Genomic DNA, 21,174 nt, shown 5'->3' on the forward strand with positions numbered 1-21,174 from the left:
TAAAAATTATGAAAAAAATCTTTTTATTTATCGGGTTTTTAACCATTTCATTTTTCACAGCTAACGCTCAAGAAATTTCTGATAATGCTATTGGTCTTCGTTTAGGTGACAATGATGGTTTTGGTGCCGAAATATCTTACCAACGTAGATTAAGCGACAACAATCGTTTGGAAATTGACTTAGGTCTTAGAAACGGTAAAAATTATGATGGGTTTAAAGCTACAGGTTTATACCAATGGGTATGGCAAATAGAAAACCGTTTTAACTGGTACGCAGGTGCTGGTGGTGGTTTAGGTTTCTGGAGTATTGATAACCCAGCTGGAGATGATTTTTCTGAAACATTTGTTTTCGTATCTGGAGTTGTTGGTATCGAATATAACTTTGATATTCCTTTAATCTTATCTTTAGATTTTAGACCTGAAATTGGGTTTAACGATAGCTATGATGGGTTCAACTCTGATTTCGGTTTAGGTATCCGTTACCAATTCTAAAAAGACAATAATAAAATTTATTGAAAACCTCCAAAATATTTTGGAGGTTTTTCTTTTTATGCCCTTATAATCTAAACGCTAAGTGTTTTTATAAAGTAACTTTTTCATTAAATAAAAAACATCAAAACATCACGAAAACCTTAACCAATTAACATATAACCAACCTTATGAATAAGTTTTAATAATTTTTTACTAACAAATTTGAAATCTGCTTGCTAGTTATCATAAATAATTTCGCCAAGGATAATTCACTAAAGATTTCAAAATGAAAAAATTAATTTTAACTGCCCTTTGCTTTATAAGTGTTTTAGGATACTCACAAAGTAAATCAGGGTTAAAAGGAAGAGTGTTAGACGAAACAAATCAGCCTTTACCTGGAGCTACAATAAGTATTCCTTCTTTACAAGTTGGATTTTCTACCGACTTTAATGGAAACTACGAACTTTTAAATATTCCTGTAGGAAATTACGAGGTTCAAATATCTTTCTTAGGCTATCAAACCTTAACAGAAACCATTGTACTTACAAACAGTATTCAATCTAAGATTTTTTCTCTTACACCTAAAATAGATAGGTTGGATGAAGTTGTTATTAAAGGAAGTATTGGTAAAGGACAAGCAAAAGCCTTAAACCAACAAAAAAATAAAGAGAATATAACCAATATTATTTCTGCTGACCAAGTAGGAAAATTTCCAGACGCAAACATTGGTGATGCCTTAAAGCGTGTTCCTGGTATTTCTATGCAAAATGACCAAGGAGAAGCTAGAGATATTGTTATTCGAGGATTATCACCTCAATTAAACTCGGTAACATTAAATGGTGACAGAATTCCGTCTGCCGAAGGAGATAACCGTAGAGTTCAAATGGACTTAATTCCTTCTGACATGATTCAAACCATTGAAGTTAACAAAGCAGTAACTCCAGATATGGAAGGAGACGCTATTGGTGGCTCTGTTAATTTAGTTACACGCTCTGCTCCTACTACTTTTAGAGCTTTTGTTGCTGGTTCTTACGGACAAAATTCTATAAGAAACACGCCTAACTATAATGTTTCTACATTAGTTGCCAACAGAACTTTTAAAGACAAACTAGGGTATGTTATCAATGCTTCTTATAACTCTAACGATTATGGTTCAGATAATGTTGAATTTGAATGGGAAAAAGAAAATAGTAAAGTCTACATTGGTGAACACGATATTAGACGCTACGACGTAAAAAGAAATAGAATGAGCATTTCTGCTAACTTAGACTGGACACCAGACAACAACAATACATTCTTCTTTAAATCAATGTACAACCAACGAAACGATTATGAAAATCGTTATAGAGTTCGTTTTAGAAAAATAGATGAACCAGATGCTACAGGATTATCAAAAGCTGAAATACGTCGTCAAACTAAAGGAGGTATCAATAACGATACTAATGACAACACTCGTTTAGAGCGTCAAAGTACTTACAATATATCTGTAGGTGGAGAACATATTGTTTTTGGGAACATTAAGTTGAACTGGAAAACAGGAACTGCTAAAGCAAAAGAAGAGCGTCCAGACGAACGTTACATAAGTTTTGAAAACGATGACATTGAAGTTATGCAAGATTTTTCTCGCAAAAACTTTCCTGTTTTACGTCCAACAAATAACGATTTTAACGATCCTTCAACTTTTGAATACAAAGAAGTAACTCAACAGCAAGGATTTACACAAGAGCGTAAAATTAGTTCTAATTTTGATGTTTTAGTTCCTATCAACGCTACAGGAATCTATAAAAATTCATTGAAATTTGGATTTAAGCACAAATACAAAGAAAAAGTAAGAGACAATAGTTTTTATGAGTATGATTTAGAAAATCAATTTCCAACCATGAATACCACCACTACTAAAGACTATACTATTAATGGTTATTTAGCAGGCGATGATTATAAATCAGGGCTTTTTGTTTCAAAAGAATTTTTAGGAAGTTTAAACTTAACAGGAGGTGAACTTGTACTAGATGAATTTGTTCCTGAAAATTATGATGCTAACGAAAATATCTATGCCTTTTACGGAATGTTACAACAAAAATTAAATGATAAATTCTCTTTTATAGCAGGTGTAAGAGTTGAAAAAACTACTATTGATTATGATGGTTTTGCTATTGATGTTGAAACAGCTAATGATTTAAACGATGTAATTAAAACATCAGGAGCTCGAAACTATACCAATTGGCTACCTAACTTACAAGCAAAATACAACATTAACAAAAACACCATTATTAGAGCAGCTTGGACCAACACTATTGCACGACCAAACTATTTTGACTTGGTTCCTTATAGAAATATTAATAGTGATGATATGGAAGCTGAGTACGGAAATCCTAATTTAGATCCAACTGAAGCTATGAACTTTGATTTAATGTTTGAACACTACTTTAGCAATGTCGGAATTATATCAGCAGGAGTTTTTTATAAAGATTTAGATCAGTTTATTTACAATTCAGTTACTGAAGAACCGATTACCATTGGAGGTGTTACAGAAACTTATGATGTAACAAGACCTTTTAACGGGGGAACTGCTGAAATTTATGGTTTTGAAGTTGCTCTACAACGTAAATTAAACTTCTTACCAGGTTTCTTAAGAAACTTAACAGTATATGGTAACTATACCTACACAGATTCTAAAACAGATGGTATTGCTGGTAGAGAAGATGGATTACCTTTAGCAGGCGCAGTAAAAAACATGTTTAACGGATCGTTAGCCTACGAAAGCTCTAAACTATCTATTAGAGCCTCTTTAAACTTTGCTGATGATTATATTTTTGAATACGGAGACGATACCTTTACGGATGTATTTTATGACGAACAATTGTTTATAGATCTAAATGCTTCTTACCGTATTACTAACAACTTACAAGTCTTTGCTGAAGCAAAAAACTTAACCAATCAAGAATTACGCTTTTACCAAGGTACAAAACATCAAACAATGCAAGCTGAGTTTTATAACTACAATTGGAACGCCGGTTTAAAATACAATTTTTAAGAATGAATAATGTATACAAAATAACACTTACTTGCCTTATTTTAAGCGCTTGTAAAGTTGAAAAAATAGTCCATCAAAACCCACAAGCTAAACCAGTAGTGGCTTTAGTTGCTGATGCTGAAACAGCTCCTGTTACCTCTTTTGATGATGCTGCTGATGATCCGTGTATATGGATAAACCCTGTTGATATAACAAAATCAACCATAATTGGAACAAACAAAAAAGAAGGTTTAGAAGTTTATAATTTAGAAGGAGAACGTTTGTATTCCTATAAAATAGGACGTGTAAACAATGTTGATATTCGTGATGGATTCTTATTAAACGGAAAAGAGGTTTCGGTTGTTACTGCTAGTAATAGAACCTACAATACTATTTCTATATTGATTGTAAAACCTACAGGTGAACTAGAAGATGCTGCTGCAAGAAAAATAACTTCTAACTTAAAAGAAGTTTACGGATTAGGAATGTATAAAAGCCCTAAAACTAACAAATTTTATGTTTTTATGGTTGGTAAAAAAGGCGGTATTGAGCAATGGGAATTGTTTGAAAACAACACTCAAATTGATGCTAAGTTAATCCGTGAATTTTCATTAGGAAGTCAAGGTGAAGGTATTGTTGCTGATGATGTACATGCCAAGGTATATATTGGAGAAGAGAACAAAGCTTTGTGGAAATACGATGCAGAGCCTAATGCTTTAAACAACCGTGTAAAGGTTATCAGCACCAACGATTTGAATATGAAAGATGATTTTGAAGGCGTTACCTTATACGATGCTGGAAACGGAAAAGGGTATATTATTTTATCCTCACAAGGAAATAACAGTTATGCTGTTTTTGATAGAATTAGCAATCAATACTTAGGAAGTTTTTCATTAAAAGATGGTGCTATTGATGGTACCTATGATACGGACGGAATTGATGTAACCTCTGTTAATTTTGGCTCGAAATACCCTAAAGGATTCTTTATTGCGCAAGATGGTGCTAATACCCAAGGAAAAGATAGCTTACATCAAAATTTTAAACTGGTGGATTGGCAAAAAATTTCTAAAAATCTACATTTAGATTAGTATACATAGTGTGTTTGTTGTGTAATTTGAAAAGCCTTTTGGTAAAATCAAGAGGCTTTTTAAATTACCTTATTTCGGCGGATAATTATTGATCACCTTACCAATTACCTTTTGAAAATGTAATCTCTTTTGTTCTGGAGTGGCTTTTTGTCTTACTTCACTAGTAGCAATTCCTTGCCATATTAACTGATTGTCTTTACTTTCAACAAAATCAATGGTTAATTGCTGATTTATTTTTCTACTCTCAATAGGGATACCTCCTGAAATTCCAAACCCAACATTTCTTCCTCCACTTCCTAAGCCAACACCTATCGTATTTCTATTAACTAATTCTCGTTCCTCAGATAAAATATTGATATATATATCTGGTTTTTCAGCCAACTGCATCCCTTTGGCTTCCAAAGCCGTCGTTATTTCATAAGTAACCCTTTTTATATCCAACTCATTTAAACCTTTACCGGCATCTTCAAAAAAATTAAAAGTTTTATACTGGTTAAAATCTGTTTGACTATCGTAGTCATATACTACTTTAGAAGAGGAGCATCCAATAATAACTAGCAGAAAAAAATACTTGTAATACTTCATAAATAAATTCTTTACAATGTAATTAATCAAAAATTATACCTTATAAAAATACAAAAAGCCTCGCGTAAACGAGACTTTTTCTAAGGTTAGTTAATCGATTTTTATTGAACTGCCTTTAAAGCATCAATATTTCCATACCCAAACTCAGAATGTTTGTTCGGATAAAAATCAGCGGATTCTTTCATTTTCTGTAATACTTGACTTCTTGACCAACTTGGGTGCTTTGCCCATACCAATGCAGCAATACCAGCAGTAGTTGCTGTTGCTACAGATGAACCTCCTACATAATTTGCTTGTCCATCATAATAACTCAATACAGGAATTTTATTATCAGTTCCGTTAGTTCGTTGCATTTGTACCGTAAAATCAATTTGTGACCCAGTATGACATACATCACACTTACTATATTGTCCTTCTTTAACACCAGTTACCGCAACAGTTTCAGACATACTTGCTGGAAAAATTACTCCATACCAAGTAGTAAATGAGGTAGAAGTTCCTCCTGCAGCTAAAATCATCTTCCCTTTGCTGTGTGCATACTTAACCGCATCCGATACATTACCAATACTAAACGGAGAACCTAACGACATAGAAATAACTTTTACATCACTTCTATTTGCCAATGCTGTTAATGCTTCAACAACTCCTCTTTTTTCATGATAATCGTCAATTACTACATTTTCAACTGCTCTATACGTTACCAAGCTTGCATTGTAAGCTACACCTACAGGCAAATTATCATTATTTCTAGGAGCTGTTGCTACTGCTGCCATTTTAGTTCCATGACCACACTTGTCATTTACTCCATCATAGTTATCAGACCATGCCCACCAAGAATCAACAAAGGTTCCATATTTTTGAACAGTTCTACCTGAAGAATATCCATCATTAAAATATTGATTCATCCATTTTTGCTCAGGTGATAAACCAGAATCTATTATAGCTACTGTTACTCCTGATCCTGTACTGTAATTCCAAGCCTGTGAAATATTATGTGCATCAAAAGACCAAGGTAACCTAGCTCCTGGTGATACTGTACGATAATCACTCGTATTTAAAGTAGCCGTACCATAGCCACATCCTGAAGAACCCGATGAACTTGACTTAGCTTGTGTAGTAGGCTCTAAAAAACTATATCCTCCAGGTTCTATATAACGAACTCTACTGTCTTTTAATAAAACATTTATTGTTTCCTTGTTGGTAACTTTAATGTCTAATACATTAATATTTTCGTTTACATATAATTCCGTTTCTCCTTTTGCTGAAGTAGGTTCAAAGCTTCTTACTAAGGCTAGTAACTCATTTTTAATATTAGCGCTTTCTTCACTCTTCGCATAGTTATTTTTTGAAGTACCGTAGCCTATAGTCAAGATATTCTCTCCATGATTCACTGCACTCCATATTGTATGAGCATCTTGTGACATCCATTTAAAATCTCCTGTCTTTTGTAAAGATTCCTTGATTTTTGAATTGATTTCTTTTTTGGTAAGTAAATCTTGGTCTTGTTTTATATCTAATGTTTCATCATTATTAGAACATGAGATCATAGTTAAAACAACCATTAGGCTTAAAAGTGTTTTTTTCATTTTCGAAGGGGTTTAAATTAAAATCTTTCGAATATAGTAAAATTTTAATACAATTTTAACACTTTAGTTGATTTAACTAGCACAAAATTAACATTATATCAAAAACACAATACCTAATCCCAATAAAAAAGGAGCTCATAGCTCCTTCTTTACTTTAAGTTTTCAATATGTTTACTCCATATTAACTCTAGTAGGTGTATCTTTTCCTTCAATAATGCTTTGAGTTCCTCTAGCAACTGCTTTAACAGTTTCTGTCAATACAGTCATATTTAAGGTTTCAGCTTCATCTGTTACTTTATGATAATCAGCATCAATATCAATTGGAGTGGTTGAAAATGTATGAGATGGCACACCTAAACGTGCTAAAGAAGCATTATCTGATCGTAAGAACAATTGAAATTTAGGGTATGGATCTGGAAATAGCTTATATCCTGACCCTTCTAAATTCTTTTGAATTATTTTTCCAAAATCCGATTTATCAAAACCTGTTAACCATGCTGTTTTTGGTCCTGTTTTAGGTTGTTTTCCTATTAACTCTAAATTAATCCCTGCTACAAACTTACTAGCGTCAATTCCTTTACCAAAGTATTCAGAACCTACTAATCCCATTTCTTCAGCAGTAAAACATACAAACAAAATACTACGCTCATTATTTCCCTTTTTAGCATAATATTCAGCTAAAGATAATACGCCTGTAACTCCTGAAGCGTCATCATTTGCTCCGTTAAAAATTCTATCCCCTTCTCCATCTTTCTTTACACCTAAATGATCATGATGTGCAGATACTATAACAAACTCATCTTTTTTAGATTTTCCTTCTAACAAGCCTATAATATTGCTCATTTTGATTCCTTTATACTCAAAGTTTTGGCGATATGTAGTTAGTGTATCAAAAGTTTTTAAGCCTATTCTTTTATATTCATTTTCTATATACTGAGTTGCTTTTTCCATTCCCTCAGTCCCAGGTTTCCTACCTTCCATTTCATCTGAAGCAAGTGTATATAAGTGTTTTCTTACTAAAATAGAATCAATTAACTCTTCTTTATTTTGTTTTTTCTGAGTTACCTCTACAGCATTCATAGCAACTTCGTTACTAGTCTTTTTAGTCTGCTTACACGATAATAAAATTGATACACTTACAAGTGCTAATGGATATAAAAATCTTTTCATTCTTTATTTATTTAAAAGCCTAAATATAGCCAATTTAATTTCTTACATTAAATCACTATAAATTTATGGGCACAATTTTTGCTTTACAAAGTTTTTTAGTTTAAATATGAAACAATTTCTTTTTATATTATTTCTTCTTATTACTACCATTGCTAGCGCTCAAAACTTTTCTTTAGTTGAAAAAAAAGTTAATGGTTATCCTAAATTTAATAAAGTAGGAAATTTAGCTCAACAGATAGCAAGCGACTTTAAAACTGAAGAACAGCAAGTACAAGCTGCTTTTTATTGGCTAGCTCATAATATTAGATATGATTTAGACGGGTATTACAATCCAAAGCAAAAAAGAATTTCTTTTAGATACAGGAACGAGCAAGAAAGGTTAGAAAAGCTACAGGCCATAAAAGATAATATTGTTAACGAAACACTTATAACCAAGAAAGCTATTTGTGAGGGATATGCACAAACTTTTGCTAAAATTTGCTCAATACTTCAGATTGAGAATGAAGTTATAAAAGGATATATCAGAAATTCCTCAAACGATATAGCTAATCCTAAAACCAGCTCAAATCATGCTTGGAACGCTGTTAAGCTGAATGATAAATGGATTTATATTGATGCTACATGGGCAGCTGGTGTTGTGAATAATAACAGATGGCAACCTTCATTTAATGCTTACTACTTCAATTTTCCAAAAGAAAAATACTTTAAAACACATTTTCCTGAAAAGAAACTTTGGCAATTAAGAGTTGGTAGAATGGATAAAAAAGATTTTTATAACCAACCAATTTATGATGCTGCCTTTTTAAAATCAGATTTAGAATTAATAACTCCTTCTAAAGGGCTGTTAGAAAAAGATTCTATCATTGAATTAAAAATAAAAAATCTACGTCCTAATCAATCAGTTTCCTTTGGATATAGTGGATACCGATATGCAGTAAAACCACACAGCATATCTATCAAAAATAATGTTGCTACAATTACAACCTCTCCTCTTGAAAATAGCAAACGGCTATTTTTAATTATAGATAAAGAGGTAATATTGGAATTTCTAATAAGGTAATTACTTTCTCCAAAAACCTTTATGGTTGTGTTTTGCTACTTCTTCTATGACTTGTAGTAGTATTTCTTCGTTAATTTCTTCTACTGATGAATAACGAAGTGATTTTACAACTGCTCTTCCTTCTGAAACTAAAAAAACATCAAAATCTTGTAAAATACCTTTTGCCCAAAAACCAACATCAACAAAACCTTTTTTATGGGATGCATTCATGTAGCACAATTGCTTCCCGTTGATATAATATACTGGTATTTTCCACTTATATTTTAATTCTAAATCCTCAAAATTACTTTCTATCAATACTTGTAAGTGTAGTAAAATAGACTTGAATGGTTCTAGCTGTTTAAGTATGTATTCTTCGGCTGGTTTCATGCTTTCAAAAATACATTAATTTTTTATTTGGTTGTTTCTCAAAATTAGCTTTACTTTGTTTTTCAAAGTTCTTTAAAAATGAGTTCAGAAGATTATTTAAAAGACATATCAGAAATTAAAAACCTAATGAATAAATCCTCTCGATTTATATCATTAAGTGGTTTGTCTGGTGTTTTAGCAGGAATATATGCGCTAATTGGTGCAGCTTATGCATATTGGTTAGTTAACAGCAATTCTAATGGTTATTTGATGCTAGATGGAAAAAATTTCCAAATGGTCATCTTTGATTTATTGTTAGTTGGCTTTTTAAGTATTGCTACAGCTATCTTTTTAACCACAAGAAAAGCTAAAAAGAACGGAGAAAAAATTTGGGATGCCACCACAAGAAGGTTGCTATTAAATTTCCTTATCCCTCTGGTTTCTGGAGCGATTTATATCATTATCATTCTAGGGCATCAAAAATATGGACAAACAGGTGCATTAATGTTACTTTTTTATGGCTTAGCGCTGATTAATGCTTCAAAATATACTGTAGGAGACATTAAGTATTTAGGCTATACTGAAGTTGTTTTAGGACTTATTGCTGCGATGTTACCTGGTTATGGTTTTTGGTTTTGGGTTATAGGATTTGGAATCATGCATATTATTTATGGTACACTTATGTATTTTAAACACGATAGAAAATAAGAACTATTTTCGTACTTTAAAATTTATCTTTTTTGAAAAACATTATTCTAAATATAAATAAAGCTTTTGATCATAGAATTAGACTGGGTATTATGTCTGTTCTTATGGTAAATGAATATGCTGAATTTACTACCCTAAAAGAATTATTAGGTGCTACAGATGGTAATTTGGCAAGCCATACTAAAGCTTTAGAAAAAGTTGAATTTATTAGAATAGAAAAACAATTTATTGGTAGAAAACCCAATACCAGATACTACGCTACCGAGCTTGGTAAACAGGAATTTAAAAAACATATTGAAGCCTTAGAAAGGCTGATTAAAAATAAATAACAATAATTTTTTTACAATTAAACTTTGAATTTCAAAGTTCTTTTTAAACAGTAAACTATGGAAACACTAAACAAACAAAATGGAAGATTCGGAAAATGGGTAAAAACATCAATCACTGCTAGAATGCTCATGATTGGGTTTTTAATTCTCATCTTATTGATTCCTTTATCCTTTATTAAGAGCTTGATTGTTGAGCGAATGAACAGACAACAAGAAGTAGTTCAAGAAATCAATCAAAAATGGGGAAAAGAGGTATTGTTATACGGTCCTATTTTAAAAGTTCCATACAAAACTTATAAAGAAAAATTTGTTAGAAATCAAAAAACAAAGGAAACACGAACTGAGGTTGAGGAAAAAATTAAGTATGCTTACTTTTTTCCGAAGGAACTAAACATCAAATCAACCATAAATCCTGAAGAGAAAAAACGTGGTATTTATAAAACTGCTGTGTATAATAGTAAAATTGACATTGAAGGAAGCTTTACCAAACCTGATTTTAGCGAGAAAGATATTAAGGAAGAAGATATACTTTGGAATAAAGCTCGATTAATTATAAAAACTTCTAATTTAAAAGGGGTGAACAATTTAGTTGAAATTAAGTTTCATAAGAATACCTATGCTTTTACTTCTAAGTATGAAGGAAGCAATAGTAACGAAAAAGCCTACTATGATTATTTAAATCTTCACAAATTAGAAAGTAAATTCTTAAATGAAGAAGACCTTCCTAAAAAAACTGACACAAATTTTAACCTATCGTTAAGTATAAATGGTAGCAAACAAATTCGTTTTATTCCTATTGGAAAAGAAACAACCGTTCATATAAACTCTGATTGGAAAACAGCAAATTTTATTGGGGAATACCTTCCTTTTAATTCTGACAAAATTTCTGATAATGGTTTTAACGCCAAATGGAAAATATTGGATATTAATAGACCTTTTTCTCAACAATCTTTTAATGGAATTCCAAACTTAAAAGAATATGCTTTTGGTGTAAACTTTATGATTCCTGTAGACGAATATCAAAAAAGTGAACGATCGGCTAAATATGGATTCTTGGTGATTGGACTTACGTTCTTAATCTTCTTTTTAATTCAAACAATGAGTAAAATATCCATTCACCCATTTCAATATTTAATGATTGGTGTTGCCTTAACTATGTTCTATACATTACTAATATCAATTTCTGAACATAGTAGCTTTTTAAAGGCATATTTAATTGCTTCTATAGCCGTCGTATTGTTAATTGCATTGTATTCAAAATCAATTTTAAAAGGCATTAAGTTTCCATTATTTATCGGAGCATCTCTTACCACATTATATGCCTTTATTTTTGTAATTATTCAACTAGAAAACTATGCTTTATTAGTAGGTAGTGTAGGACTATTTATAATTCTAGCCTCAGTGATGTATGCTTCAAGAAAAATAGACTGGCAAAACGGTTAATTAACTATAAATTAATGAGCAAACTATCATACTGTATGGTAGTTTGCTTTTAAAAACACAAACATGAAATTTCAATCGAAATACTTTCTAGCTTTTATCTTTCTTTTAATACTAGAAATTCTAATAGCTCAAACTTCAGGATTTATAAGACACACTTTTGGTGACTTTTTAGTAGTTATCCTTCTTTTTTATTTCGTGAAGTCTTTTTGTATTTTCTCAAATAAAACTATCGGACTTTCAGTCTTACTTTTTGCTTATATAGTAGAGTTTTTACAATTAACTCCTCTTTTATCGCTTCTTAGTTTGGAGAACAATCGTATGGCTGTTATAATTTTTGGCGCTACTTTTAGTATTGGTGATTTAGTAGCTTATACATTGGGAGTTATTATCGTTCTGCTTATAGAAAGTAGCTTTAAATTAAGATATTCTACGTATTTTTCTAAGAATATCTTCTAACCCATTTAATTGTAATTCATGTACTAGTGACATCATAGTCCCTAGTTTTCCTTGAGGAAATCCTTTGTTTTTATACCATACAATATAATATTCAGGAATATCTATTAAATAGGTTCCTTTATATTTACCAAAGGGCATTTTCATATTAGCCGTGTCAATTAAAAACTGTTTGTCTGGTATCATTTTAAATAAAAAATCCCGCCGAAGCGGGAATTAATGTGCGTTATTCTTTTCCGTCTACGTAATTCTGCAAATATGCATAACGTTCGGTTAATTTACCAGTATTTGTTGTCATTTTTGCGCGCGCTAAAATTCCGTCTTTATCATCGTTGTAAAAAGCAGGAATTACATGCTCTAAAAACATATCTCCAAAACCTTCACTTGCATCTTTTGGTAACTCACAAGGCAAGTTATCAACCGCCATAACAGTAATTGCTTTTTCATCTTTAAAATCAATTTCCGATTCTGTTTCTGGATTATACCCATAAATAGGATCTGCTATTGTAGAAGCTCTTAATGTTGATGCCACAGGACCATCAATATCACATGAAATATCTGCTACATACTTTATTCTAAACTCAGGATGTTTTGCATCTTCACGTGTGTATAAATAAGGAGCTCCATCTCCATAAAAATGACCCGCTATAAAAAAGTCAGTTTGTTTTGCATAGGCCATAAAATTACTTTCATACCCGATTGGATCTTTATAAAACTCAAACTTGTCTCCTACTTTACCGTCTTTACGTTTCGCATACTCCATTACATCTGCTATACAATATACAGGCTCAGTAAACTCAGTTGTTAAATACAAAGCATCACTTACTTGTTTAATTTTTAGATGATCTAATATTTCTTGTGCTCCTTTGGCTACTTTTCCTGTTCCTGTTAACAATATTTTTATGTTAGGTAAGCTAATTTTATCTAATTCAGCCTTCACAGCATCTAAATCAGCTAAGGTCTCTACTTTAGGTAAATTGAACAATCCTTCTCTTATCCCTAAAGCTCTAAAGCCGTTATAAGCTCCTACCAAACCAGCATAACGTCCAAAACCAATTAAACGTGCTCCGTTTTCTTTTATGATGGTTTCATGATCATACATTTCAATATTTCTCTTAAGCATCGCTTTTAACAACTTACGATTATATGGCTGCTTTTTAATGGTATGACTAAAGAAAAAATATTTCTTATTAGGTATTAAGTCGTCTACTGGAACTTCTTTTACTCCTAATAAGACATCACAATCAGAAACATCATTAACTACCTCAAATCCAGCATTTTTATAGGCTTCATCTGAAAAAACTCGGATATCTGAACTTTCTACCACTATTTCTGCCTGAGGAAACTGTTTTTTAAACTCTTGCAATTTTTCTGGAGAAAATACAACTCTTCTATCAGGTGGGTTCTTACGTTCTTTGATGATTCCGAATTTCATAATTGATTTTGTATTAAAATTAAACAATTTAATATATAATGTTATATATTATAACAATTGCAGCGAAAATACTCGTTTTAAAATGATTGTACAAGTAGTATTTTTTTATATTTGCATTCTCTTGTTTAAGCAGTATGCATTTGCAGTACTGCCAAACAAAACTGCATAGGATTACAAAGATTATCTGGTATATTTTTTGCAAGGATACTTATAGCATCTTTGACATATTGGGGACGACTGGTTTTGACAGCAAGATTAGTAAAAATGTAAGCATACCGAGGAGTGAAATGATAACTCGTTAAACTTATTTCAACCATTTAAACGGCGAAGATAACTACGCTTTAGCTGCATAATCTGAATTAATAGTAAGATTAGCCTCGGCGCACTAGGTGCGCAAGCTTTATGTCCACGAAAAGCCTTGGTTTACGGCGTTTCATTTTTGGGCATCGTAAAAGTAAACATAGAAAACTTAGAGCTTCGATAGGTTTTCGAAACTAAAGAAGATAAGTTAAAATTGGGCTGTTTTTGGTCAGGTTTTAATCGAAAATTAAACAAAAACTAAGTATGTAGAAAGCCTTTGAGCTACTTGTTTGGACCCGAGTTCGATTCTCGGCGTCTCCACTTTATAAAAATCTCAACTAGTGTTTAACTAACTAGTTGAGATTTTTCATTTATCTCACAATAATTTTAATAGACAAAATAAAAGTATCTATTCAATGTTTCAGTTCAAATCTATATTTATATCATTAATAGCTTTTGCAGTTGCAGTCGTTTTAACTAAATTTTTAAAAAGAAAACGTGATAATTATTAACTTTATACAAACAAAAAGCGCAACCAATTTGGTTGCGCTTTTGTATTTTATATAGCTATACTACTATTCTTCTTTAAATAACTGCTCTTTATAAGCCGCTTTTTGAACTTGAGCTCTTCTAGTTACAGAAGGCTTAGTGTATTGCTTTCTTTCTCTTAACTCTTGTAAAACTTTTACATTTCTAAACTTACGCTTGTAACGTTTTAAGGCTCTATCGATATTTTCACCTTCTTTTACAACTATTCTTAACATACTATAAGGTTTTATTATTTGACATACTTTAAGTCATATAAATTACAGCGCAATACTACACATAGTACGAACTATGATTTACATGATATTAATTTTAGATTAAAAATTCTATTGAAAACGCTTGATAAAGCAACTGAAGACTATAGAATCTGGTGGTAACAGAAAAATAGTATAAAGACTTGTAGATTTTCTCCTAAAAGGACAGAACATTAATATGTTGCAAAGGTATGTTTTATTTATCGGCTCTACAAGGATTCTAGATAGTAAATTATCGTAAAGGCCTCAGAATAGTATATAGCAATGAAAATAGTACACACCAACAGTAAGTTTTCGCCCTGTTTAGTGAATAAAAAAGGCGTTACCATTAGGTAACGCCTTTTAATTAAATAGTTTCTCCTAATTCTTTTAACTTAGAAGTGTTTTCTGCGAGCATTAGCTCATCTATAATTTTTTGAATATCTCCGTTTACAATATTTGATAAATCGTATAAGGTTAATCCAATTCTGTGATCGGTTACACGTCCTTGCGGATAATTGTATGTTCTAATTTTTGCAGAACGGTCTCCTGAAGTTACCATCGAACCACGTTTAGCTGCATCAGCTTCTTGCTTCTTAGCTAACTCCATATCATACAAACGAGAACGCAATACTTTAAATGCCTTTTCTTTGTTTTTATGCTGTGATTTTTGATCTTGACATTGCGCTACCAATCCTGTAGGAATGTGTGTTAAACGTACTGCAGAATATGTTGTGTTTACCGACTGTCCTCCTGGTCCTGACGAACAGAAAAAATCGATACGAACATCTTTTGGATTGATTTCTACATCAAACTCTTCTGCTTCTGGAAACACCATACAGGTTGCTGCTGATGTATGTACACGTCCTTGTGTTTCTGTTTGTGGCACACGTTGTACACGGTGTACTCCTGCTTCAAACTTTAAAGTTCCATACACATCTTCACCAGAAACCTCGAACTGAATTTCTTTAAATCCACCATTGGTTCCTTCAGAAAAATCTACTGTAGATACTTTCCAACCTTTGCTCTCGCAATACTTGGTATACATTCTAAATAAATCACCTGCAAAAATACTTGCTTCATCTCCTCCTGTTCCTGCACGTAATTCAACTACTGCATTTTTAGCATCTTCAGGGTCTCTTGGAATTAACAAAAACTTAATTTCATCTTCCAATTCAGGAATACGGTTTTTTGCTTCATCCATCTCCATTTTCGCCATTTCAACCATTTCTGCATCTGATCCGTCGGCAATAATTTCTTTAGCTTCTTCTATAGTATTTAATAAAGTTTCGTATTCGTTTGCTTTTTTTACAACCTTTCCTAAATCTTTATATTCCTTATTTAATTGTACATAACGTTTTTGGTCTGAGATAACATCTGGTTGGATGATTAAGTCTGAAACCTCATCATAACGTTGTTTAACTATCTGTAATTTATCTAGCATAGTATCTTTTCTTGGGGTGCGAATTTACGATTTTTTATCGAATTTTATTCATATCTTTAGTTCATTAAGTCTTTTGTTATGCGAATTTTAATCTTATTTTTTACTTGTACACTACTTTTTTCTTGTCAGCAAGAAAAGAAAATTAAAGAGCCAACTTGGTTATTTGGCAAATGGGAACGCATTAATAACAAACCTGATAAAATAACTTATGAGTTTTGGAAAGATGATTTTTCTGGAATTGGTTTTTCCTTACAAAAAAACGATACTGTATTTAAAGAGATCTTACACATCATTACTAAAAACGATTCGTTGTTTTTACAAGTAACTGGTGTAAATGAAAATCCTACTTTATTTGCCTTTACACAAAAAACAGATACTTCCTTTACTGCGGAAAATAAACTGAATGAATTCCCTACTTCTATCCATTACTGGAAAGAGAACGGTCAACTAAAAGCTACCGTAGCTAACGATGAGTTTTCTATTGATTTTGTTTTTGATAAAATGAAATAAAAAAATCCTCAGATTTCTCTGAGGATTCTATAATACTTTTATCTTGTTGAATTAATATTCAAAAGTTCCATATTCACTTTTAATAGTTAATTGCTTTTTATCAGACACCTCTACTCTACCAACAACTTGTGCATTTACATTAAATGATTTTGAAATAGCTATGATATCTTCTGCTACTTCTGGAGACACATATAATTCCATTCTGTGACCACAATTAAAAACTTGATACATTTCTTTCCAATCGGTTTTTGATTGTTCTTGTATCAATTTAAATAATGGCGGAATCGGGAACATATTATCTTTTACAATGTGTAAACCTTCTACAAAATGTAAGATTTTTGTTTGTGCTCCTCCAGAACAATGAATCATTCCATGCACATCTTTTGAAGTATATTTTGATAAAATTTCTTTGATAATTGGTGCATAGGTTCTTGTTGGCGACAACACTAACTTACCAGCATCAATTGGAGAATCTGCTACCTCATCTGTTAATTTTGTATTTCCTGAATACACTAAATCAGACGGTACTGAAGCATCAAAACTTTCAGGATATTTTTCCGCTAAGTATTTATGAAATACATCGTGACGTGCAGAGGTTAATCCGTTACTTCCCATACCTCCATTGTACTCTTTTTCATATGTTGCTTGTCCGAATGACTCTAAACCAACAATCACATCGCCTGCTTTGATGTTTTCATTATCAATAACATCGCTACGCTTCATACGCGCAGTTACAGTAGAATCTACTATAATTGTACGCACTAAATCACCTACATCTGCAGTTTCACCTCCAGTAGAATGTATTGTTACTCCAAATTCTTTCAATTCAGCAATTAACTCTTCTATTCCGTTGATGATAGCCGACAAAACCTCACCTGGAATATTATTTTTATTACGTCCGATAGTAGACGACAACATAATGTTATCGGCAGCACCTACACATAATAAATCATCAATATTCATGATCAAAGCATCTTGAGCAATACCTTTCCATACAGAAATATCTCCTGTCTCTTTCCAGTACATGTAAGCTAAAGACGATTTTGTTCCTGCACCATCAGCATGCATGATTAAGCAATAATCATCATCATTTGTTAAATAATCTGGAACAATTTTACAGAAAGCTTTAGGAAATAACCCTTTATCTATGTTCTTGATAGCGTTGTGTACATCTTCTTTTGATGCAGAAACACCACGCTGTGCGTATCTTTTAGAAACTTCTTGACTCATCTAATGTGTTGTGTGTTGTTTTGTTAGTGCGAAATTACTTTAAAAACAGGAAACTATCAAAGTAAATATTGTTTTTTACTTCGTCTTTCATACAGTACGGTATCTCTCCACACCCCATCTAATTCTGCTATTTTTTCTCGATAACCTATCTTTCTAAAGCCATATTTAACATGTAGTTTAACACTTGCTTCGTTTTCGGGAAATAAACTTGAATATAACGTCCAAATACCATTATTTTCTGAAGATTTCACAACAGCATCCATCAATAAACTTCCTACACCTTTTCCTAATACTCCTAACTTCACATAAACACTTACTTCTGCTACTCCTCTATATTCAAATCTTGTTGATACTGGGGCTATAGCACACCAACCTAATATCTTATTATCCTCAATAGCTATAAACCGAGTATGTTGATGGTGTGAGGTATTCCATTCCTCCCAACTAGGAACTTTTATTCTAAACGTAGCATTTTTTGTAGCGATACCTTCTTTATAAACTTCAACTACTTCTTTCCAATGATTTTTAGTAAGTCTAACTACCTCTATCATATTATTTACCTTAAACTATTTAGTTCAATGTTTTTTTAAAGCATATACTTGATTCTACAGCTTTATAAGGGCCATAGTTCGGTATAACGTCATATTCATTTTTCTTATACAAATGTACCGCTGGCTGCATGGTTTTACTAGTTTCTAAAGCAACAGAGCTAAACTTCTCTTCTCTTGCCCACTCTTCCAGTTCTTTTAGAATCAAGGTTGCTATATTTTTTCCTCTGTATATTGGTTTAACGTACATGCGTTTAACCTCAACAGTTGTGTCATCAATTCGCTTAAAAGCACCACAACCTGCCGCCACCTTATTTATGTAACATACCACTACATACTGTAGTTTATCTATGGTGTTAAATTCCTTAAAAAAAGTATCTTGATCGCCGTTAATTCCTGAGAGGTATTCGTCTAGTTCTTTTACTAGACGAATAAAACTCTCGTGAGTAGAATTTAATCTTTCTAAACTTATTTTATCACTCATTACCTAGTAAACAATAACTCTCTATACTTAGTTAAAGGCCAAAGGTTATCATCAACCATTAACTCTAACTTATCACAGTGATAACGAATTTCATCAAAATAAGGTTTTACTTTATTACAATATGCATCTGCATTTTTCTGCCCTTCCAGCTTATTGGCTTTTTTACGTTCTTCAATCATATCTTCAACTTTTGAATTTATTTCAGCAATATGATTTGATATTTTTTGAATTAAATCAATTTGTTCGTTAGCATACTTCTCAAAATTATTTCCAAAAATTTCTTTCAGTCCTCTTACGTTTTCTATTAAGGTATTTTGGTATTGAATAGCGATTGGTATAATATGATTTCTGGCAATATCACCCAACACCCTACTTTCAATTTGTATTTTCTTTGAGTATTCTTCCAACTCAATTTCATGGCGCGCTTCTACCTCTACCTTATTCATTACGCCCATTTCTTCGAAAAGAGAAATTGCTTTTTTTGAAATCTTTGCTTTTAAAGCTTCTGGGGTTGTTTTGTTATTTGACAAGCCTCTTTTCTTTGCTTCTTTCTCCCAAGCTTCTCCATACCCATCACCCTCAAATCGAATACTTTTTGATGCCTTAATATATTCTCTTAACACATTAAATATCGCCTCGTCTTTTTTTAGCTTTTTGCTATCAATTAATTTATCTACTTCTTCTTTAAATTCATTTAATTGTCTAGCTATAATGGTATTCAATACTGTCATAGGGCCTGCACAGTTAGACCATGAACCTACAGCACGTAACTCAAACTTGTTTCCTGTAAAGGCAAAAGGTGAAGTTCTATTTCTATCTGTATTATCTAATAAGATTTCAGGAATTTTACCTACAATATTTAATTTTAGATCTGTTTTTTCTTCAGGTGATAACTTTCCCTTTGTTACATTTTCTAACTCATCTAATACCGATGATAATTGTGAACCTATGAAAACTGATATGATTGCTGGTGGCGCTTCATTTGCCCCTAAACGATGATCGTTACTTGCACTTGCTATAGACGCCCTTATTAATTCTTCATAATCATGAACCGCTTTAATGGTATTTACAAAAAAGGTTAAGAATTGTAAATTCTTCATTGGAGTTTTTCCTGGACTTAATAAATTAACTCCTGTATTGGTAGATAAACTCCAGTTGTTATGTTTTCCTGAACCATTAATTCCTGCGAATGGCTTTTCATGGAATAACACCTTAAATTTATGACGTTGCGATACTTTTTCCATCACATCCATTAATAATGAATTATGATCTACCGCTAAGTTAGCTTCTTCAAAGATTGGTGCTAATTCAAACTGATTCGGTGCTACTTCATTGTGACGTGTTTTAACTGGCACTCCCAACAGCATACATTCGTGCTCCAAATCACGCATAAAGTTCAATACTCTTGTAGGTATTGATCCAAAGTAATGATCATCTAATTGTTGTCCTTTTGCTGGAGCATGCCCTAACAATGCTCTTCCTGTCATCATAATATCAGGACGAGCAGCTGCTAATGCAGTATCAATCAAAAAATATTCTTGCTCCCAACCTAGGGTTGCGTTTACTTTACTTACATTTTTATCAAAATATTTACAAACCGCTGTAGCTGCAGTATCAACAGCTTGTAAAGCTCTTAGTAATGGAGCTTTATTATCTAACGCTTCACCTGTATATGCTACAAAAACTGTTGGAATACATAAGGTAGTACCATAAATAAACGCTGGTGATGTTGGATCCCAAGCAGTATAACCACGTGCTTCAAAAGTATTTCGAATTCCTCCGTTAGGGAAACTTGAAGCGTCTGGTTCTTGCTGTACTAATTGACCTCCATCAAACTTTTCCATTGCTCCTCCTCCTTCAACTGTTTCAAAAAAAGCATCGTGTTTTTCTGCTGTAGATCCTGTTAAAGGTTGAAACCAGTGTGTGTAATGTGTTGCTCCTTTAGACAATGCCCAGTCTTTCATACTTACCGCTATCTGATCGGCAGTTTTTCTGTCAATCTTAGTTCCAAATTCAATAGCATCCATTACACTTTGGTATGCTTCTTTGGTCATATATTGACGCATTGCTTGTTCATTAAATACATTTTTACCAAACAATTCTGAACGACGTTCGTTCTCTTCTACTACAACAGTATTTCTATTTAAAACCTCTTGTAAAGCATTGAATCTTAAAGTTGACATATAATAAA

21 protein-coding genes and 1 other RNA gene are annotated in these 21,174 nt (G+C 32.2%); 10 read left to right on the forward strand and 12 right to left on the reverse strand.

All coding sequences use genetic code 11. From position 1 onward, the window contains the following. The first annotated feature begins 8 nt into the window (after positions 1 to 8). The 3 genes from ACQYZ7_RS08900 to ACQYZ7_RS08910 all read left to right on the forward strand — a co-directional run bounded on the left by ACQYZ7_RS08900 (position 9) and on the right by ACQYZ7_RS08910 (position 4,571). Positions 9 to 491: a hypothetical protein gene (locus ACQYZ7_RS08900; protein WP_430729402.1), complete on the forward strand. Its 483-nt coding sequence runs from the start codon at positions 9 to 11 to the stop codon at positions 489 to 491. A gap of 265 nt (positions 492 to 756) precedes the next feature. Then, the gene (locus ACQYZ7_RS08905; RefSeq protein WP_430729403.1) at positions 757 to 3,504 is read left to right on the forward strand and encodes a TonB-dependent receptor; all 2,748 of its coding nucleotides are present in this window, start codon (positions 757 to 759) and stop codon (positions 3,502 to 3,504) included. A 2-nt stretch (positions 3,505 to 3,506) separates the two neighbouring features. After that, complete coding sequence (locus tag ACQYZ7_RS08910; protein WP_430729404.1) at positions 3,507 to 4,571, forward strand: phytase; 1,065 nt, start codon at positions 3,507 to 3,509, stop codon at positions 4,569 to 4,571. 69 nt (positions 4,572 to 4,640) lie between these two features. Here the strand turns inward: ACQYZ7_RS08910 and ACQYZ7_RS08915 are convergent, their stop codons facing one another. The 3 genes from ACQYZ7_RS08915 to ACQYZ7_RS08925 all read right to left on the reverse strand — a co-directional run bounded on the left by ACQYZ7_RS08915 (position 4,641) and on the right by ACQYZ7_RS08925 (position 7,912). Beyond that, positions 4,641 to 5,156, reverse strand: coding sequence for a DUF4136 domain-containing protein (locus tag ACQYZ7_RS08915; RefSeq protein ID WP_430729405.1), 516 nt, complete (start codon positions 5,154 to 5,156; stop codon positions 4,641 to 4,643). 101 nt (positions 5,157 to 5,257) lie between these two features. After that, positions 5,258 to 6,742 carry a S8 family peptidase gene (locus tag ACQYZ7_RS08920; protein ID WP_430729406.1) on the reverse strand — a complete coding sequence of 495 codons (1,485 nt, stop codon included), beginning with the start codon at positions 6,740 to 6,742 and terminating at the stop codon, positions 5,258 to 5,260. A 171-nt stretch (positions 6,743 to 6,913) separates the two neighbouring features. Further along, entirely contained in the window at positions 6,914 to 7,912 is a 999-nt protein-coding gene (locus ACQYZ7_RS08925) for a M28 family peptidase (RefSeq protein ID WP_430729407.1), read from the reverse strand. 106 nt (positions 7,913 to 8,018) lie between these two features. On the opposite strand from ACQYZ7_RS08925, the gene ACQYZ7_RS08930 reads away from it, so the two are divergent. Further along, on the forward strand, positions 8,019 to 8,972 hold the full coding sequence (locus tag ACQYZ7_RS08930) for a transglutaminase domain-containing protein (protein ID WP_430729408.1): 954 nt from the start codon (positions 8,019 to 8,021) through the stop codon (positions 8,970 to 8,972). Here ACQYZ7_RS08930 and ACQYZ7_RS08935 read toward each other — a convergent pair whose 3' ends face one another. Next, a complete protein-coding gene (locus ACQYZ7_RS08935) occupies positions 8,973 to 9,341 on the reverse strand; it encodes a DUF1801 domain-containing protein (protein ID WP_430729409.1) in 369 nt (122 codons plus the stop codon). A gap of 78 nt (positions 9,342 to 9,419) precedes the next feature. On the opposite strand from ACQYZ7_RS08935, the gene ACQYZ7_RS08940 reads away from it, so the two are divergent. The 4 genes from ACQYZ7_RS08940 (at position 9,420) to ACQYZ7_RS08955 (ending at position 12,256) form a co-directional block, all read left to right on the forward strand. Next, entirely contained in the window at positions 9,420 to 10,028 is a 609-nt protein-coding gene (locus ACQYZ7_RS08940; RefSeq protein WP_430729410.1) for a hypothetical protein, read from the forward strand. Positions 10,029 to 10,060: 32 nt separating this feature from the next. Next, complete coding sequence (locus tag ACQYZ7_RS08945) at positions 10,061 to 10,357, forward strand: winged helix-turn-helix domain-containing protein (RefSeq protein WP_320242319.1); 297 nt, start codon at positions 10,061 to 10,063, stop codon at positions 10,355 to 10,357. Between the two features lie 57 nt (positions 10,358 to 10,414). Beyond that, a complete protein-coding gene (gene creD / locus ACQYZ7_RS08950; protein WP_430729411.1) occupies positions 10,415 to 11,800 on the forward strand; it encodes a cell envelope integrity protein CreD in 1,386 nt (461 codons plus the stop codon). Between the two features lie 63 nt (positions 11,801 to 11,863). Continuing rightward, entirely contained in the window at positions 11,864 to 12,256 is a 393-nt protein-coding gene (locus ACQYZ7_RS08955; protein ID WP_430729412.1) for a DUF2809 domain-containing protein, read from the forward strand. Here the strand turns inward: ACQYZ7_RS08955 and ACQYZ7_RS08960 are convergent. Together ACQYZ7_RS08960 and ACQYZ7_RS08965 are read right to left on the reverse strand one after the other, a co-directional pair. Next, positions 12,218 to 12,439: a DUF3820 family protein gene (locus ACQYZ7_RS08960; RefSeq protein ID WP_115900387.1), complete on the reverse strand. Its 222-nt coding sequence runs from the start codon at positions 12,437 to 12,439 to the stop codon at positions 12,218 to 12,220. The two genes, ACQYZ7_RS08955 and ACQYZ7_RS08960, sit on opposite strands and share 39 nt — an antisense overlap. Before the next feature lie 40 nt (positions 12,440 to 12,479). After that, positions 12,480 to 13,688: an NAD(P)-dependent oxidoreductase gene (locus tag ACQYZ7_RS08965; protein ID WP_430729413.1), complete on the reverse strand. Its 1,209-nt coding sequence runs from the start codon at positions 13,686 to 13,688 to the stop codon at positions 12,480 to 12,482. A 229-nt stretch (positions 13,689 to 13,917) separates the two neighbouring features. Here ACQYZ7_RS08965 and ssrA point away from each other — a divergent pair. Beyond that, positions 13,918 to 14,312, forward strand: a transfer-messenger RNA (tmRNA) gene (gene ssrA / locus ACQYZ7_RS08970). Positions 14,313 to 14,563: 251 nt separating this feature from the next. Here ssrA and rpsU read toward each other — a convergent pair. Both rpsU and prfA read right to left on the reverse strand, forming a co-directional pair. Continuing rightward, positions 14,564 to 14,752, reverse strand: coding sequence for a 30S ribosomal protein S21 (gene rpsU, locus ACQYZ7_RS08975; RefSeq protein ID WP_115900369.1), 189 nt, complete (start codon positions 14,750 to 14,752; stop codon positions 14,564 to 14,566). 382 nt (positions 14,753 to 15,134) lie between these two features. Next, positions 15,135 to 16,211 (reverse strand): peptide chain release factor 1, encoded by a 1,077-nt coding sequence (prfA, locus tag ACQYZ7_RS08980; RefSeq protein ID WP_430729414.1) that lies wholly within the window; start codon positions 16,209 to 16,211, stop codon positions 15,135 to 15,137. Positions 16,212 to 16,289: 78 nt separating this feature from the next. Here prfA and ACQYZ7_RS08985 point away from each other — a divergent pair, with 78 nt between their 5' ends. Further along, positions 16,290 to 16,721: a hypothetical protein gene (locus ACQYZ7_RS08985; RefSeq protein WP_430729415.1), complete on the forward strand. Its 432-nt coding sequence runs from the start codon at positions 16,290 to 16,292 to the stop codon at positions 16,719 to 16,721. Between the two features lie 51 nt (positions 16,722 to 16,772). Here ACQYZ7_RS08985 and ACQYZ7_RS08990 read toward each other — a convergent pair whose 3' ends face one another. Genes ACQYZ7_RS08990 through ACQYZ7_RS09005 form a run of 4 tightly spaced genes read right to left on the reverse strand, consistent with a single transcriptional unit; the run spans position 16,773 to position 21,166 of the window. After that, the gene (locus ACQYZ7_RS08990; RefSeq protein ID WP_430729416.1) at positions 16,773 to 17,951 is read right to left on the reverse strand and encodes an AIR synthase related protein; all 1,179 of its coding nucleotides are present in this window, start codon (positions 17,949 to 17,951) and stop codon (positions 16,773 to 16,775) included. A 56-nt stretch (positions 17,952 to 18,007) separates the two neighbouring features. Next, positions 18,008 to 18,502 (reverse strand): N-acetyltransferase family protein, encoded by a 495-nt coding sequence (locus tag ACQYZ7_RS08995; protein ID WP_430729417.1) that lies wholly within the window; start codon positions 18,500 to 18,502, stop codon positions 18,008 to 18,010. 19 nt (positions 18,503 to 18,521) lie between these two features. Then, positions 18,522 to 18,983 (reverse strand): GNAT family N-acetyltransferase, encoded by a 462-nt coding sequence (locus tag ACQYZ7_RS09000; RefSeq protein WP_430729418.1) that lies wholly within the window; start codon positions 18,981 to 18,983, stop codon positions 18,522 to 18,524. Further along, entirely contained in the window at positions 18,983 to 21,166 is a 2,184-nt protein-coding gene (locus ACQYZ7_RS09005; protein ID WP_430729419.1) for a glutamine synthetase III, read from the reverse strand. The genes ACQYZ7_RS09000 and ACQYZ7_RS09005 overlap by 1 nt, the downstream gene beginning before the upstream one ends. Positions 21,167 to 21,174 lie beyond the last annotated feature (8 nt).

The organism is Tenacibaculum sp. SDUM215027, assembly GCF_050566205.1.
GTDB lineage: Bacteria > Bacteroidota > Bacteroidia > Flavobacteriales > Flavobacteriaceae > Polaribacter.